Source organism: Kitasatospora sp. NPDC001119, assembly GCF_053598475.1.
This window is the reverse complement of sequence record NZ_JBSFKI010000028.1, coordinates 47,824-63,517: the sequence shown is the minus strand read 5'-3', so window position 1 is coordinate 63,517 and position 15,694 is coordinate 47,824. Positions and strand designations below refer to the sequence as shown.

Sequence of the window (15,694 nt, the reverse complement as noted above, 5' to 3'; positions counted from 1 at the left end):
CCCGCCCGCCACCGCGTTCGGGGCGGTCCGCGTTCGGGGCGAGCCCCCTGGCCGCCCCGCCTGGCACCGTGATCCGGGGGTGGTCACGGACCCCCTCCGAAAGGTGCTAGAGTTTCTTCTCGTTGGGGCTGTGGCGCAGTCCGGTAGCGCACCTCGTTCGCATCGAGGGGGTCAGGGGTTCGAATCCCCTCAGCTCCACCCAACAGACCGGCTCCGGCCGGTCGACGAAATCCCGCCGGGAGGCAACTCCCGGCGGGATTTCGCGTTTTGGGGTCCGGGCCCGGTGCCGACCCCGACCCGGGGCCCGTTGTGGGGGAGGTCACATCGCCCCTCCGGGCCCGTTTCTGACGCGGTTTGGGGCTCAGGGGGGTCGGTTATGGTGGGTGGGCCCAGACGGCGACGAGGGAACGATCTGGTCTATCTCGACGGGGTGCCATCGCGGTGCGCGAGTTCGGTCTGAAACGGTGGGTGCGGCGGTCCGGTCCGGAAGGGTCCGGCGACGCGGCGGAAACCGGAAGGCCGAATTCCTGGACCCTTCCGGCGGCCTGTGTGGCGGCGGTTTCACTGGCGGTGTTCGCCTGGTTCCGGCACGTCCACGGGGCCACCATGGTCGACATGCTGGTCTACCGGGCCGAGGGCCAGGCGGTGGTCCGCGGCGAGGACCTGTACGCGATGCGGCTGCCCGGCTGGGACCTGCCGGCCACCTACCCGCCGTTCGCGGCGATGCTCTTCGTGCCGAGCACCTGGTTCGACGTGAGCACCCTGCGCGTCCTGGTGATGCTCCTCAACTACGCGCTGCTCGCCGCGGCCGTGCACCTGTCGCTCAAGCTGGCCGGCTGGCCGAAGCAGCACCGCGCGGCCGTGGTGGTCCTGGCCACCGGCCTCGGCGTCTGGCTGGAGCCGGTCTTCACCACCTTCCAGTACGGCCAGGTCAACCTCGGCATACTCTGCCTGGTCCTGTGGGACCTGACCCGGCCGGACAGCCACCGCCTCAAGGGCGTGGGCATCGGCCTGGCCACCGCCATCAAGATCACCCCGGGCCTGTTCGCCGTCTACCTGTTCCTGACCGGCCGGGTCCGGGCCGCCTTCGTCTCGGCCGGCACCTTCCTGGCGGCGGGCCTGATCGGCTGGGCCCTCCTGCCCGACGCCTCGTACGGGTTCTGGACCACCTACCTCTGGGACCCGAGCCGGGTCGGCGTGACCGTCCTGGTGGACAACCAGTCGCTGCGCGGCGCCGTCTGCCGGCTGCTCGACGTCAACGACCCGGGCCTGGTCGGGGTCGTCGCCTCGGCGCTGGTCGCGGTGCTCGGGCTCGGGGTGGCGGTACTGGCCGGCCGCTCGGCGCGGGTGCTGCGGCGGGCCGACGCCTGGGGCGCGGTCTGCGCCGCGCTCACCGCGCTGCTGGTCTCGCCGATCAGCTGGACCCACCACTGGGTCTGGTGTATCCCGCTGCTCGCCCTGCTGGCGGTGGAGGCCAGGACCACGGCCCGGCGGGTGCTGTTCGGCGTGACCGCGGCGGTCTTCCTCTCCCACGTGATGTGGGCGGTGCCGCACCGCTGGGGCCGCGGGGTCGCCTGGTACTGGCAGCTGCCCGGCGCCATCTACCCGCCGATCGCGATCGCCGTCCTGGTCGTCCTGGGCGTGCGGCTGTACCGCGCCCGGCGGCAGGCCGTGGACGCCGCCGGCGGCGGGGCCCTGACCCTGCTGACCGCCAGGCTGGACCGCGACCCCGCGCTGACGAACCGGACCTGACGGACCGGACCCACGGACCCCAGACCGGACGGACCAGACCAGACGTGACCACCCAGACCGCACCCCCGCCGCCGGCCGCCGCCGGGCCCGCCGTCCGCCGGATGGCCGCGGCCGTCCTGCTCGGCCCCGCCCGGCGCACCGCGCTGCTCACCGCGCTCTGCTTCGCGGTGACCTGCGCCATCGGCCTGCAGGGCTGGACGTCCGTCTCGCTCGGCGGCTTCGACCTCGGCATCTTCGACCAGGGCGTGCGCGGCTACGCCCACTTCGGGCTGCCCGTCTCGACGCTGAAGAGCTTCCACCACGAGTTCCCGCCCGGCTTCTCGCTGCTGGGCGACCACTTCTCGCCGGTGCTGGCGCTGCTCGCGCCGCTGTACTGGATCTGGGACGACCCGCGCTCGCTGATCATCGGGCAGTCGCTGCTGTTCGCGGCCGGCGTGCCGCTGATCCGGCGGATCGCCGGGTACGCCTTCGCCGGCGCCGAGCCGCGCACCGCCCGCCGGGCCGCCGACCTGGCCGGCCTGGTCTACGGGCTCGGCTGGCCGCTGCTGGTCGCCGCCCGGGTGGGCTTCCACGAGGTCGCCTTCGCGGTGCCGCTGACCCTGCTGATGCTGGAGCGCGGGCTGGCCCGCCGGTACGGCACGGTGCTGCTCGCCGCCCTGCTGCTGTGCTGCACCAAGGAGGACCTCGGCCTGCTGGTCGGGGCGTACGGGCTGGTGCTGCTGCTGCGCACCCGCCGCACCGACGACCGGGCGGGCCGCCGCACCGGGCTGGGACTGCTGCTGGGCGGGCCGGTCGCCTCGGCCGCCGCCATCACCTGGCTGATCCCGGCGATGGGCGGGGAGCCGGGCTACTACTGGAACTACGGCTCGCTCGGCGCGGACGGCGGCGACGCGCTGCGCAACCTGCTGCACGACCCGTTCCTGCTGGTGCAGGCCGCCTTCGACCAGCCGCTCAAGCCGCTGCTGCTGCTGTGGCTCTTCGGCACCATGCTGCTGCTGCCGCTGCGCTCGGCCACCGTGCTGTGCGCGGTGCCGCTGCTGGCCGAACGGATCCTGTCCAGCAACCCCAACCACTGGTCGATCGCCCGGCACTACGACTCGCTGCTGTGGCCGGTCCTGCTCACCGCCGCGATCGAGGTGCTGGGCCGGCTGAGCGCCGCCGGGCGGCCGGAGCGGAGCCTGCGGCGGGCCCGCCGGCTGGGCCTCGGCGCGGCCGGCATCGCGCTGGTGGCCGCGGTGCCGATCGGGCTGGTGCCGCTGGTCCTGCCGTCCTCCTGGGCGCCCAAGCCGAGCGAGGCGGCGCTGGTGCGGGCGGCCGCGCTGATCCCGGACGGGGCGTCCGTCGAGGCGGACAACCAGATCGCGCCGCGGCTGACCGCCCGGACGGACGTGGTGCTGGTGGACGGTACACCGCGCGGGCGCGAGTACGTGCTCACCCGGGGCGACAAGCGGTCCTTCCCGTTCAAGACGGACAAGGAGCAGGCCGAGCGGATCCAGCTGCTGCTGGCGCACGGCTACCGGCAGCTGTGGGCCGAGGGCGGGGTCGTGCTGCTGCACCGGGAGGGCGACGAGCCGATCCCCGGCGAGCACGTGCCGGGGCCGGGCAGCAAGCCGGTCCAGGACGAGGTCCCGACCGACGTCGGACACAACCTGTTCCGCGGCTGAGCGCGGGGCCCGGACACGCCGGAGGGCCGGCCGGAACGACGTCCGGCCGGCCCTCCGGGGCGGGTCAGGGGCGGTCCGAGCCGGTGTAGTGGCCGCTCTGGTGGGAGCCCTGGGACGGGACGGCGCCGTAGTGGCCGGGCCGGTGACCGCGCGGGTGCCGGGTCAGCCGGTAGCCGAGGATGCCGGCCAGCGCGGCCAGGAAGCCGCCGCCGATCGTCCAGTACCAGCGGCTGTTCCAGCCGGAGAACCAGCCGGTGTACCAGTGCTCCTCCTGGGCCACCGGGGCGGCCGCCTTGGCCGTGCTCGCGCCGCCGCCGGCCGGCGGGACCAGCGGGGCCTTCAGCTCGCCGCCCTCCGGCTGGGCGTTGTCCGCGTCGCCCTTGGCGGCGACGTGCAACTGCACCGAGGAGGCCAGGCCGAGGTCCGGCTGCGGGACGTCGCTGACCGACAGCCGCACGTAGTAGGTGCCGGGCAGCGGGTCGCCGGACCACGGCTCGGCCCAGGTGCGGACCTCGCGCAGGGTGCAGTTCAGCGCCAGCGAGCCGGCGCTCTGCTCGGCGGTGGCGTTCTGGGTGCCGGCGGTGCACGCCTGGCGGCGGCGCAGCCCGTCGAAGACCTCGACGGACCAGGTCTGCGGGCCGTGCCGGTCGGCCGAGGGGGCCAGGCCGACGGTCAGGTTGACCGTCGGGGTCTGGCCCTCGGCGGCGCCGAACGCCCAGTACAGGTAGTCACCGGTGGAGACGGAGACGTTGGCGTCCTGGTTGGGCGAGAGGTTGACCGCGGTCAGGAAGGAGGTGCCGGCCTTGGTGGCCGGGGCCGGGGTGCCGCTCGCACTGGCCGAGGGGGACGGCGAGGCGGCCGAGGCGGCCGGGGCGCCCAGGGCGCTCAGGGCCAGGGCGGGCAGCAGGGCGAGGGCGGCGAGGGCGCCGCGGATCGTCGTACGCATGGTCAGTTCTCCCGCCAGACGGCGATCCGCCAGCGCGCGATCCAGCCGAAGACCAGACCGAAGGCCAGGCCGGCCAGGGTGAGGGTGAGCAGCAGGATCCAGCCGCGGCCGAGGCCCATCGCGGCGCCCTCCGGGGCGGGCGAGGCGGAGGCCAGGTCGACGGTCAGCTCCAGCGGCAGGCCGGGGTCGGCCAGGACGCCGGCCTGCGGGGCCAGCGAGTTGCTGACGACCAGGCAGACCGTGGTCTCCGGCTTCTCCTTGGAGTCCTTGGTGGCCGTGGGGCTCGCGGTGACGTAGCCCTTGGAGTCGTCGGTGGACCAGCGCAGGCCGGTGGAGACCACGTCGGTGCGGCTGCTGCCGGCGTCGGTGCCGCGGACCAGTTCCTGGCCGGTCGCGCTGGTGGCCTGGAGCAGCACCCCGTAGTCCCGGGCCACCGGGCGGTCGAGGGCGACGCTGACCGAGGCGCGCAGCTCCTGGCCGGACTTGACCGGGACCTTGTAGACGCGGTGCTCGGAGAACTTCTCGCGGTCGGTGTAGACGCCCGGGGCGAGCACCGGGGCGCTCTCGCACTTGTCGGTGCCGGTGGTCTTGACCGGGGTCACCGTGTAGGTGTCGTTGGAGCGGTCGACCAGCTGCTTCACCTTGTCGGTGAGCTGCTCCTGGCTGCGGACGTCGGTGTAGGTGCCGCCGGTCGCGTTGGCGATGCAGAGCAGCTGCTGGCGGGTCTTGTCGTCGTGGGCCAGGCCCAGGGTGTCGACCACCAGGTGGATGCCCTGGGAGGCGAGTTCGCGGGCGACGTCACAGGGGTCGGGCGGGGTGCAGGTGTCCTCGCCGTCGGTGATCAGCACCACCCGGCGGGTGGTCTCGCCCTTGCCGAGGTCCTGGGCGGCGCCGCGCAGCGCCAGGCCGATCGGGGTCCAGCCGGTGGGGCGCAGGGTGGCGACGGCGGTCTTGGCCTCGACCTTGTTGGTCTTGCCGACCGGGTACAGCTGCTTGGTGTCCTGGCAGCCCTGGGCCTTGTCGTTGCCGGGGTAGTTCGCCCCCAGGGTGCGGATGCCGAACTCGGTCTCCGCGGGCAGCGCGTCGATCACCTCGTTCAGCGACTGCTGGGCCACCGCGATGCGGCTCTTGCCCTGGATGTCCGCCTCGCGCATGGAGCCGCTGACGTCCAGGACGAGGTCGACCCGGGGCGCCTCCTTGGTTGCGGGAGCGGCGCCGGCTGATGGTTCGTCGGCGTGGGCGGGCAGGCCGAGGAGCAGCGAGGCGCCCGTTATCGCCACTGCTGCCAGCAGGCTGCCGAGCCTGGTCTGTGGTCGTCGTCCGGTAGTCACCCGGCCGATCCTAGGGATCATCAGTTCGCGATGGCGAAACGGGCCCGGATCGTGCCTCAACCAGCCCCGGCGCGAACTCCGGTGCACAGCTGGGGAATCCGTACGTTCACGGCGGTCTTACGCGGCGTGGATAGCCTTCCTTTCACGACGGACTGGAGCGGGGGAGCGATGGAGCTGACGGCGGTCGGCAAGCGGTACGGGCGGCGGGAGCGGTGGATCCTGCGCGGGGTCGATCTGGCGGTCGGGCCGGGCGAGCTGGTGCGGATCGCCGGGCGGAACGGGAGCGGCAAGTCGACGCTGCTGCGGCTGGTCGCCGGGATCGAGCGGCCGAGCACGGGGCGGGTGGCGCGGCCCGGCCCGGCGGCGTACGTGCCCGAGCGCTTCCCGCCGGCGCTGCCCTTCGACGCCGCCTCCTACCTGCTGCGGGTGGGGCGGGTGCACGGGCTGTCGGCGGAGCGGGCGCGGCGGCGGGCGGGGGAGCTGCTGGACCGGTTCGGTGTCGCGGACCGGGCGGGCACGCCGTTGAGCCGGCTGTCGAAGGGCACCTGCCAGAAGGTCGCGGTCGCCCAGGCGCTGCTCCCCGAGGCGCGGGTGCTGCTGCTGGACGAGGCGTGGACCGGGCTGGACCCGGAGGCCCGGGCGGTGCTGGACGAGGCCGCCGCCGAGCGGGCGGCGGCGGGCGGCACGGTGCTGTTCGTCGACCACGACCCGGCCCGGCTGGCCGGGTTGACCAGCGCCGCGTACCGGGTCGGTACGGACGGCGTGCTGCGGCCGGTCGAGGACGGGGTGCCGGAGCCGGCGGCGGGCGGCCCGGTGATGGAGGTCGAGGTGGACGTCCCGGACGGCGCCCCGCTGCCCACGGCGCTGCCGGGGGCGCCGGAGGTCACCGCGCTGGCCGGGACGGCGGTGCGGCTGGCGGTGCCGGCCGCGCACTCGGACGCGCTGCTGCGCCGGCTGCTGCTGGGACGCCCGGCCGTCCGGGTGCTGGCGGTGCGTCGGCGCGAGGAGGGGGAGCGGTGACGGCGCGGATCGGTGCGCTGACCCGGTACCACCTGGAGCTGCTGCTGCGCTCGCACGCCTGGCTGCCGCCGTTCCTGGCGTACGCGGTGCTGCTGGTGGTCGGGGTGGCGGCGGGGGACCCGCTGCTGGGCGGCCTCGGCTTCGGCGCGGGGGTGCTGCTGCCGGTGAGCGCCTGGTACGTGCGCAGTGCGCTGAGCGCGGAGCCGCCGGCCTCGCGGGCCTGTCTGGTGGCGGCGGCGGGCCCGGTCCGGGTCCACCTGGGGGCGCTGCTGGCGGCGCTGACGGTGTCGCTGGTGCTGGCGGTCGGTCAGGTGGCGGCGGTCTGGTGGACCAGCGGGCCGGTGGTCGGTCAGGGGGCGCGGCAGGAACCGGGGACCGGGCCGGCGGTGCTGGCCGGGCTGGTGGCCTCCGTGGTCTGCGCGCTGCTGGGGGTGCTGGCCGGGGCGGTGGCGAACCGTCCGGTGCTGGTCCACGCGCAGTACGGCATCCCGGCGGCGCTGGGGCTGGCCACGCTGCTGCTGGTGGTGCCGGCCTCGCCGGCCAACGCGGCGGTGCGCGGGCTGGTGTCGGCGGCCCGGACCGGCCGGGTCGCGGTGCCGTGGCCGAGCCTGCTGGCCGCCGCCGTCCTGCTGGCGGCGGTCGGCGCGGGGGTGGCGGCGCTGGCCGGACGGCGGCCGGAGTGAGGGCCGGGGGCGGATCGGCGGGCCCGGGTGATTCGGGCATCGGCGGACACACCGTGGCGGAGTGTCAAAAATACGGATAGCACTCGTTAGGGTGACGAACCGGGACACGGGCGCCGCCGCACCGGCGCCCGGACCCTCCCCGCTAGACCGCGACCCCCAGGACGGTCCGTGGCGACACCCTCCGCCGTGCCGAGATCCGCCGCCGGGCCGAGCCGGCCGGTGCCGACCAGGCGCACCACCGAGCTCGTGCTGGTGGTCGGCGCCGTCCTGATCGCCGTGTTCGGCTACGTCGAAGTCGGCGTCAACCTGGACGGCCACGTCCCGGCCGACGCGGCCGAGTACGGCGCCGCGCTGGGCGTGCTCGCCCTGGCGGCGCACGCCGTGGTCCGGTGGCGGGCCCGGTACGCGGACCCGCTGCTGCTGCCGATCGCGGTGCTGCTGAACGGGATCGGGCTGGTGGTGATCTACCGGCTCGACCGGGCCACCCCGGGGCGCGGCGCCGCCTCCACCCAACTGCTCTGGTCGGCGCTGGGGGTGGCGCTGTTCATCGCGGTGGTGCTGCTGGTGCGCGACCACCGGCGGCTGCGGCGCTACGCGTACGTCGGGGCGCTGGTGGCGCTGGTCCTGCTGGTGCTGCCGATCTTCTTCCCGCCGGTGTACGGCTCCCGGATCTGGGTCGTGATCGGGCCGCTCTCCTTCCAGCCGGGGGAGTTCGCCAAGATCCTGCTGGCGGTCTTCTTCGCCGCGTACCTGGCGGTGCACCGGGACGCGCTGGCGCTGACCGGCCGCCGGGTCTGGCGCTGGCAGCTGCCGCGCGGGCGGGTGCTCGGACCGGTGCTGCTGATCTGGGCGGCGTTCGTCGGCGTCCTGGTGCTGGAGACCGACCTCGGCACCTCGCTGCTGTTCTTCGGCCTGTTCGTGGTGATGCTCTACGTGGCGACCGCGCGCACCGGCTGGATCGCGATCGGCCTGGGCCTGGCCGCCGTCGGGGCGGTGACGGTGGGCTGGCTCTCGCCGCACGTGCACAGCCGGGTCGCGGACTGGCTGGACCCGCTGGGCTCGATCGAGGCGGGCCGGGGCGCCAACCAGATCGCCCAGTCGCTGTTCGCCTTCGCCTGGGGCGGCGAGCTGGGCACCGGGCTCGGCAACGGGCACTCGGTGCTGATCGGCTTCGCCGCCAAGTCGGACTTCATCCTCGCCACGATCGGCGAGGAGCTCGGGCTGACCGGGCTGACCGCGGTGTTCCTGCTGTACGCGGCGCTGGTCTCGCGGGGCTTCCGGACCGGCATCGCGCTGCGCGACCCGTTCGGGCGGCTGCTGGCGATCGGGCTGGCCGCGATCGTCGGCCTCCAGGTGTTCGTGGTGGCGGGCGGGGTGCTCGCACTGATCCCGCTGACCGGGATGACCATGCCGTTCATCGCCCAGGGCGGTTCCTCGGTGGTCACCAACTGGATCATCGTCGCGCTGCTCGTGCGGATGAGCGACGACGCCCGCCGGCCCGTGACCGGGGAGGTCTGATGGCGCGCGTCCCGTCCAGGGGGAACGGCCCGCAGGGGCTGCCCGGCATCTCGGTCACCGGGCGCCGGGCGGGCACCTTCTGCCTGCTGCTGGTCGCGGCGCTGTGCGTGCAGGCCACCCGGGTGCAGGTGTTCCAGGCGCAGGACCTCGACCGCAACAGCGCCAACCAGCGGCTCACCGTCGAGCGGTACGCCCAGCCGCGCGGCGACATCCTGGTCGGCCCGGACCCGGTGACCGGCTCCGAGCCGACCGGCGGCCGGTACGCGTACAAGCGCAGCTACACCGACGGCCCGACCTACGCGGCGGTCACCGGCTTCGCCTCGCAGGCGTACGGCACCACCCAGCTGGAGGGGACCGAGGACGAGCTGCTGACCGGCACCGACGGCCGGCTGGCGGGCTGGTCGGTCTGGGACGCCGTCTCCCGCCGGCAGAACCCCGGCGGGGACGTCCACACCACGCTGAACCGGGCCGCCCAGCAGGCCGCGATGCGCGGGCTCGGCGACCAGAAGGGCGCGGTCGCCGCGATCGAGCCGGCCACCGGGCGGATCCTGGCGCTGGCCAGCACGCCCTCGTACGACCCGGGCTCCTTCGCCGGGTACGGCGCCGACGACCAGGAGGCCTGGAACCGGCTGCAGGCCGACGCCGACCAGCCGATGCTCAACCGGGCGCTGCGCCAGACCTACCCGCCGGGTTCGACCTTCAAGGTGGTCACCGCCGCGGCCGCGCTGGCGGCCGGGGTGGTCACCGACCCGGCCGCGCCGACCGGGGCGCCCTTCCCGTACGTGCTGCCCGGCACGACCACGCCGCTGGTCAACGACACCCCGGCCTGCGACCGGGCCGACCTGTCGCTGGCCGCCGCGATGACCGCCAGCTGCAACAGCGTGCTCGGCTACCTGGGGGTGCGGACCGGGCTGGACCGGATGGCCGAGATGGCCGGGAACCTCGGCTTCAACGACGCGAGGCTGGACGTCCCGGTGCGGGCTGCCCGGTCGAACTTCGACACCCGGATGGACGAGTCGCAGCTGGCGCTCTCCTCGATCGGGCAGTTCGACACGGCGGCCACCCCGCTGACGATGGCGATGGTCGCGGCCGGGGTGGCCAACGACGGGACGGTGATGCGGCCACAGCTCGTGGACCGGCTGACCAGGAGCGACGGCACCACGGTGCAGCTGATGAAGCCGGCCGTGTACCGGCGGGCGATGACCCCGGCGGTGGCCGGGCAGGTGCGCGGGCTGATGACCGGCGTGGTGGAGAACGGCACCGGCGGCAACGCCCGGATCGCCGGGGCGGTGGTCGGCGGCAAGACCGGGACGGCCCAGCACGGGGTGGGCAACAGCGGGACGCCGTACGCCTGGTTCATCGCCTGGGCGGCGCCGGCCGGTTCGGACGCGGTGCCGCCGGTGGCGGTCGCCGTGGTGGTCGAGGACAGCGGGGCCACGGACGTCACGGGTGGCGCGCTGGCGGCGCCGATCGCCCGGTCGGTGATGCGGGCGGTGCTCGGCGGATGATCTCCGCAGGTGCGCTGAGCTGCTGCTTTAGCGACCGGGCGGAGGATGCGCCGTTTACGAAGTGTCCGGTTTGTACATCGATATGCGCCGATTCGTACAATGCGCTGGTTGGGACTGTTCGTTTGCGACACTGGTGCTTTCGCGGGGTACTGTCCCATGTTTGTTCGGTTGGTCCCCGATGACACCCCCTGGCACGTCGGGTGACCGACTGCAAGGACACCCTCCCCCGCCCAGAAGGACCGTGGTTTTGGCCAGCAACACCATCGGTGCGCGTCTGCTGCGACGCAAGCCCGTCTCGACACTGATCGCCGAGACCGAAGGCGAGGACGTCCTCCCGGCCGGCGCACCCGAGGAGGGCGGGCGCTCCGGCATCCACCTGCGCCGCTCGATCGGCCTGTGGCAGCTGTCCTCGATCGGCATCGGCGCGACCATCGGCACCGGCATCTTCTTCGTGCTGAACACCGCGGTGCCCTCGGCCGGCCCGGCCGTCATCCTGTCCTTCGTGATCGCCGCGGTCACCGCCGGACTCACCGCGCTCTGCTACGCCGAGATGGCCTCCGCGATCCCGGTCTCCGGCTCCTCGTACTCCTACGCCTACGCCACCCTCGGCGAGGGCGTCGCCTTCGCCGTCGGCATCTGCCTGCTGATGGAGTACGGCGTCTCCGCCTCCGCGATCGCGGTGACCTGGGCCGAGTACCTGAACAAGTTCCTCGACCTGACCTTCGGGGTCACGATCCCCGAGCAGCTCTCCGGGGCGCCGGACAGCGGCCACTGGTTCAACCTGCCGGCGCTGCTGCTGGTCTTCATGGTCTGCTTCCTGCTGATCCGCGGCGTCAGCGAGTCGGTCAAGGTCAACGCGGTGATGGTCGCGATCAAGATCGCGATCCTGCTGATGTTCATCGGCATCGCGCTCACCGGCTTCCACTCCGGCAACCTGACCCCGTTCATGCCGCTCGGCATCAGCGGCGTGCAGATCGCCGCGTCCAGCATCTTCTTCTCCTTCATCGGCCTGGACGCCGTGTCCACCGCCGGTGAGGAGGTCAAGAACCCGCGCCGCACCCTGCCGCTGGCGATCATCATCTCGCTGGTCGTGGTGACCCTGCTCTACATCCTGGTCGCGCTGGCCGGCATCGGCGCCCAGCCGTGGACCAAGTTCGACGGCCAGGAGGCCGGCCTCGCCCAGATCCTCCAGGACATCACCGGCCAGAGCTGGCCCGCGATCGTCTTCGCGATCGGCGCGATCGTCTCGATCTTCAGCATCACCCTCGTGGTGATCTACGGCCAGACCCGCATCCTGTACTCGATGGGCCGCGACGGCATGCTGCCCAAGCGCTTCGCCAGGCTCTCCCCGCGCAGCGGCACCCCGGTCTGGAACACCGTCGTGGTGGGCCTCGGCGTCGGCGCGCTGGCCGCGTTCATCCCGCTGCGGGTCCTGGCCGACATCACCAGCCTCGGAACGCTCATCGCCTTCTCGGTGGTCTCGATCGGCGTGATCGTGCTGCGCCGCACCCAGCCCGACCTGCCGCGCGGCTTCAAGGTGCCCGGCTACCCCGTCGTCCCGCTGATCAGCGTCGGCTTCTGCGTCTACCTGATCACCGGCCTGCACGCCGACACCTTCCGGGCCGGGGCGATCGCCCTCGTCGTCGCCGTGGTCGTCTACTTCGGCTACAGCATCAAGCACTCCCGACTGGAGCAGGCCGAGCCGCAGTCCGCGCCCTCGGACGGCGCCGCCGGCTGACCCGGAGGCAAACCCCGCGTGAAGGGCCGCCGACCGCCACCGCGTCCGGCGGCCCTTTTCACGCCAACGCCCGTCCGGTGTCCGACACCATGGCGACAGGGCCCGGCTCCCACCCATAACCTTCCACCATGGTGAGCACCCGCACGCCCGGCTACCCCCGCCCGCGCGGCCGCTTCACCGGCCGCGGCGGAACGCCGGCCCAGACCTCCACGACCGAGGCGCCGTCCAGGCCACGACGGCCGCAGCGCGGCCTCTCCGTCCGGCCCTTCCCCCGCCAGCGCGGCGAGAGCACGTTTCCGCCCACGCCCGCCCGGCTGAACACCGCCCGGCTGGCCGGGCTCGCCTCGACACGGACCGTCCACCTGCTCGGCTGCCTCGTCGCGGCCGGCTGGGCCGCCGCCTTCCCGCTCGTCTCCGACCTGCCCAACCAGCGGCAGTGGGGCCTGATCGCGGCCCCCGGCTACGTGCTGGCCGGAGTGCTCTGCCTGACCCTGCCGCGCCGCTTCGCGGCCAAGGCGGCCGCCTCGGTCGCCCTGGTCGGGGCCGTCCTGGTGCCGCTCGGGCTGCTCGCCCTGCAGGGCCGCCACCAGTCCGAGGTCATGGTGGTCGAACGCTCGGCCCACCTGCTGCTCACCACCGGCACCGCGTACCTGCCGCACCCGGCGGTGGTCACCGACTACAACCCGTACCTGCCGGCGATGTCCCTGTTCGGGATGCCGCGCCAGCTGTTCGGCGACTCCACCGCCGTCGCGCGGGTCGCCGGGGACGCCCGGATCTGGTTCGCGCTGACCTTCTTCGCCTGCATGCTGGCCGCCTGGCGGCTGCTGCGGCCCGCCCGCCCCGGCGGCGGCGACGGGCGAGCGCCGCTGCTGCCGCTGGCCGTCCTCACCGCCTCGCCGCTGATCGCGCTCGCCCTGGTGGTCGGCGGGGTGGACCTGCCGCTGATCGGCGTCTGCTGCCTGGCCATGGCGCTCGCCGAGCGGGACCGCACGGTCGCCGCCGGGCTGGTGCTCGCCCTCGCCTGCACCCTGAAGTGGACGGCCTGGCCCGCGCTGCCGGTGGCCGTCCTGCTGCTCTGGCGGCTGTACGGCCGGCGCCCGGCGGCCCGGACCGCGCTGATCGGGGTCGGGGTGAGCGCGCTGGTGATCCTGCCCTCCGCGCTGACCCAGGCCGACGCGCTGCGCGAACAGGTGGTGCGCTTCCCGCTCGGGATGACGGCGATCCGCACCCCGGCGGGCAGCCCGCTGCCCGGCAAGGTGCTGGCCGGCTTCGGGCCGACCGGGCACGCGATCTCGCTGGCGCTGATGACCGTGGCCCTGGTCGCGGTGGCGATCTGGCTGCTGGCCCGGCCGCCGGTCTCCGCGATCGCCGCGGCCGACCTGCTGGCCGCCGGGCTCGCGATCGCCTTCATGCTGGCCCCGGCCGGGCGGTTCGGGTACCTGGCGCTGCCGGCGGTGCTGGTGATCTGGCCCCGGCTGGCGGCCCGGCGCTGGAGCAGCCGGCGCCCGGTCCCGCCGGGCCGGGTGCGGCGGGGAAGGCCGCAGCCCGCCCTGCCGCGAGGCTGAGCGGGCTGTCGGCGGCCCGCCCGGCTCCGGGCGGGCGGGGGTTTGCGGGGGCTCAGCGGCCGCCGGCGGCCTTCAGGATGGAGGCGACGGCCGGGCCGGCCGCGTCCACGCCGTGGCCGCCGCCCTGCACCTCGGCGGCCACCGCGACGTTGCCGCGGTAGGCGGTGAACCAGCTGTTGGTGACGTCGACCCCGGCGACCTCGGCGGAGCCGGTCTTGGCGCCCGCGTTGTCGGTGATGCCGGCCATCACGTCCCTGGCGGTGCCGCCGGTGGCGGTGGCCGCCATCATCGCCTTCAGCTTGGCGTCGACGTCCGGGGAGAGCGGGCGGGCGGCCTTCTGCTGCGGCAGCTCGGCGACCAGGATCGGCTGCTTGAACTCGCCGCTCTGCACGGTGGCGGTGACCGAGGCGATGGCCAGCGGGTTCATCTGGACCTTGCCCTGGCCGATGTAGTTCATGGCCTGCTCGTCCTTGCTGCCCGGCGCCGCCGGAACCTTGCCGTCGGTGTTCGGCAGGCCGGTCTTCCACTCCAGGCCGATGCCGAACACGTCCTTGGCCGTGCCGTTCAGCGTCTCGGGCTTGAGGCTGGTCAGGCCCTGGTTGATGAAGGCGGTGTTGCAGGACATCATGAAGTCCTGCTGGAGCGTGTTGTTCGGGAAGGCGCCCGGGAACGAGTTCGGGATCGCGTGCGGGTTGCTGCTCTTCTCCGGGCAGGCCACCACGGTGTCCGGGTTGACGCCGTTCTCCAGCAGCGCCGCCGAGGTGACGATCTTCATCGTCGAGCCCGGGGCGAGCAGCCCGGCGAAGGCCCGGTTCTGGCCGGTGGCCGGCGAGTTGGCGAAGGCCAGCACCTGACCGGTGCTCGGCTCGATCGCGACGATGGAGCCGGGCTTGCCCGCCAGGTCGGTCATCGCCTTCTCGGCGGCGGCCTGGAGGGTGTTGTCGATGGTGAGCTTGAACGGCTTGCCGGGCTTCGGCTCGACGATCGTGAACAGCTTGTCCTGGGGGCCCTTGCCGGCCGGGTCGGAGATCACCACCGCGCTGCCCGCGTCCTGGTCCTTGGCCGGGTCCGGCGGCAGCAGCTTGTTGGCGTTGTCCTGGAGGGTGGTCAGCAGCGACTGGGTGAGCGAGGCGCCCTGGACCGGCTTGCCGTTGCGGTCGACCACGGTGGACGGCGGGGCGAAGACCGGCTGGACGGCGATGGTCTCGTTGCCGGACAGGTGAGGGTGGATCACCGACGGCGCCCAGTGCACGGCCGGGGTGTTGTCGCTCATCTTCACGACGCCCAGGAAGCCCTGGTAGTCCCAGGCCCGGTTGGTGCCCGCGAACTCGGCGCGCGCCTTGTAGGACATCAGCGTGCCGGTGGGCGCGGGCGTGGCGGCGGCGGACGGCGAGTCGCCGGCGCCCGGCGTGCCGGTGGCGCCCGGGGTCGCGGAGGCCCCGGCGGTCGGCTTGGCGGCCGGGGCGGGGGTGCCGGTGGCGGCGGAGAAGACCTGCTGGGTGGTCGGGCCGAAGGGGGTGAGGGTCAGCGCGCTCGGCTTGACCTGGTCCCGGAAGGCGGTCAGACCGGCGGTGGCCGCGGCCGGGTCGTCGGTCAGCGAGGCCGCCTTGGCGATGTCGCCGGCCGCCCAGGCCGTCAGGAAGTCCTTCAGTCCGGCCGTCGCCTGGTCGGCGGTCGGCGGCTCGGCGACCACGGTGCGCGGCTTCTTGCCACCGGATACGCCGTCCGACTCGCTCACCAGGCTGTACACGCCGTAGCCGCCGCCCGCGAGGACGGCGATGGACACGCCGGTGATGATGCCGATCTTCGCGCCACTGCGCATGGTGCAGGTCCCCCAGGGGTCTCGCGGCCGGGCGCAACCGGCGGGGCCGGAAACGCGGTACCCCTCCACCCTAGGCAGCGCGGATCGGTGCGCCGGCGAATCGCCCGGCACTTGTGACGGATCTGGTACGTGTTGTGCACCGCATAC

Annotated in this window: 11 protein-coding genes and 1 tRNA gene; 9 read left to right on the top strand and 3 right to left on the bottom strand. The window is 74.0% G+C overall.

Going from position 1 to position 15,694, the window contains the following annotated elements; translation table 11 throughout:
- Positions 1–124 precede the first annotated feature (124 nt).
- The 3 genes from ACWDD9_RS30230 (at position 125) to ACWDD9_RS30220 (ending at position 3,416) form a co-directional block, all read left to right on the top strand.
- Positions 125–198: transfer RNA gene (locus ACWDD9_RS30230), tRNA-Ala, on the top strand.
- A gap of 351 nt (positions 199–549) precedes the next feature.
- The gene (locus tag ACWDD9_RS30225; RefSeq protein ID WP_259316713.1) at positions 550–1,752 is read left to right on the top strand and encodes a glycosyltransferase 87 family protein; all 1,203 of its coding nucleotides are present in this window, start codon (positions 550–552) and stop codon (positions 1,750–1,752) included.
- A 44-nt stretch (positions 1,753–1,796) separates the two neighbouring features.
- Positions 1,797–3,416: a DUF2079 domain-containing protein gene (locus ACWDD9_RS30220; protein WP_449813306.1), complete on the top strand. Its 1,620-nt coding sequence runs from the start codon at positions 1,797–1,799 to the stop codon at positions 3,414–3,416.
- Between the two features lie 64 nt (positions 3,417–3,480).
- Here the strand turns inward: ACWDD9_RS30220 and ACWDD9_RS30215 are convergent, their stop codons facing one another.
- Both ACWDD9_RS30215 and ACWDD9_RS30210 read right to left on the bottom strand, forming a co-directional pair.
- The gene (locus ACWDD9_RS30215; protein ID WP_375876010.1) at positions 3,481–4,362 is read right to left on the bottom strand and encodes a peptidase; all 882 of its coding nucleotides are present in this window, start codon (positions 4,360–4,362) and stop codon (positions 3,481–3,483) included.
- A 2-nt stretch (positions 4,363–4,364) separates the two neighbouring features.
- A complete protein-coding gene (locus ACWDD9_RS30210) occupies positions 4,365–5,693 on the bottom strand; it encodes a VWA domain-containing protein (RefSeq protein WP_449813305.1) in 1,329 nt (442 codons plus the stop codon).
- A gap of 168 nt (positions 5,694–5,861) precedes the next feature.
- Between ACWDD9_RS30210 and ACWDD9_RS30205 the strand changes: the two genes are divergently transcribed.
- The 6 genes from ACWDD9_RS30205 to ACWDD9_RS30180 all read left to right on the top strand — a co-directional run bounded on the left by ACWDD9_RS30205 (position 5,862) and on the right by ACWDD9_RS30180 (position 13,725).
- The gene (locus tag ACWDD9_RS30205) at positions 5,862–6,713 is read left to right on the top strand and encodes an ATP-binding cassette domain-containing protein (protein ID WP_117489266.1); all 852 of its coding nucleotides are present in this window, start codon (positions 5,862–5,864) and stop codon (positions 6,711–6,713) included.
- Entirely contained in the window at positions 6,710–7,396 is a 687-nt protein-coding gene (locus tag ACWDD9_RS30200) for an ABC transporter (protein WP_375876012.1), read from the top strand. The genes ACWDD9_RS30205 and ACWDD9_RS30200 overlap by 4 nt, the downstream gene beginning before the upstream one ends.
- Before the next feature lie 186 nt (positions 7,397–7,582).
- The gene (locus tag ACWDD9_RS30195) at positions 7,583–8,914 is read left to right on the top strand and encodes an FtsW/RodA/SpoVE family cell cycle protein (RefSeq protein ID WP_380775264.1); all 1,332 of its coding nucleotides are present in this window, start codon (positions 7,583–7,585) and stop codon (positions 8,912–8,914) included.
- Complete coding sequence (locus ACWDD9_RS30190) at positions 8,914–10,422, top strand: penicillin-binding transpeptidase domain-containing protein (RefSeq protein WP_449813304.1); 1,509 nt, start codon at positions 8,914–8,916, stop codon at positions 10,420–10,422. The genes ACWDD9_RS30195 and ACWDD9_RS30190 overlap by 1 nt, the downstream gene beginning before the upstream one ends.
- 178 nt (positions 10,423–10,600) lie before the next feature.
- A complete protein-coding gene (locus tag ACWDD9_RS30185) occupies positions 10,601–12,160 on the top strand; it encodes an amino acid permease (RefSeq protein WP_449813303.1) in 1,560 nt (519 codons plus the stop codon).
- A gap of 128 nt (positions 12,161–12,288) precedes the next feature.
- Positions 12,289–13,725, top strand: coding sequence for a glycosyltransferase 87 family protein (locus tag ACWDD9_RS30180; protein ID WP_449813302.1), 1,437 nt, complete (start codon positions 12,289–12,291; stop codon positions 13,723–13,725).
- Between the two features lie 52 nt (positions 13,726–13,777).
- Here ACWDD9_RS30180 and ACWDD9_RS30175 read toward each other — a convergent pair whose 3' ends face one another.
- The gene (locus ACWDD9_RS30175; RefSeq protein ID WP_074001273.1) at positions 13,778–15,547 is read right to left on the bottom strand and encodes a penicillin-binding transpeptidase domain-containing protein; all 1,770 of its coding nucleotides are present in this window, start codon (positions 15,545–15,547) and stop codon (positions 13,778–13,780) included.
- Positions 15,548–15,694: the final 147 nt, after the last annotated feature.

Excerpts from the sequence above, each read along its gene's own strand:
- ACWDD9_RS30215 (WP_375876010.1), bottom strand. The coding sequence starts at position 4,362 with ATGCGTACGACGATCCGCGGCGCCCTCGCCGCCCTCGCCCTGCTGCCC.
- ACWDD9_RS30205 (WP_117489266.1), top strand. The coding sequence starts at position 5,862 with ATGGAGCTGACGGCGGTCGGCAAGCGGTACGGGCGGCGGGAGCGGTGG.
- ACWDD9_RS30190 (WP_449813304.1), top strand. The coding sequence starts at position 8,914 with ATGGCGCGCGTCCCGTCCAGGGGGAACGGCCCGCAGGGGCTGCCCGGC.
- ACWDD9_RS30185 (WP_449813303.1), top strand. The coding sequence starts at position 10,601 with ATGACACCCCCTGGCACGTCGGGTGACCGACTGCAAGGACACCCTCCC.
- ACWDD9_RS30180 (WP_449813302.1), top strand. The coding sequence starts at position 12,289 with ATGGTGAGCACCCGCACGCCCGGCTACCCCCGCCCGCGCGGCCGCTTC.
- ACWDD9_RS30175 (WP_074001273.1), bottom strand. The coding sequence starts at position 15,547 with ATGCGCAGTGGCGCGAAGATCGGCATCATCACCGGCGTGTCCATCGCC.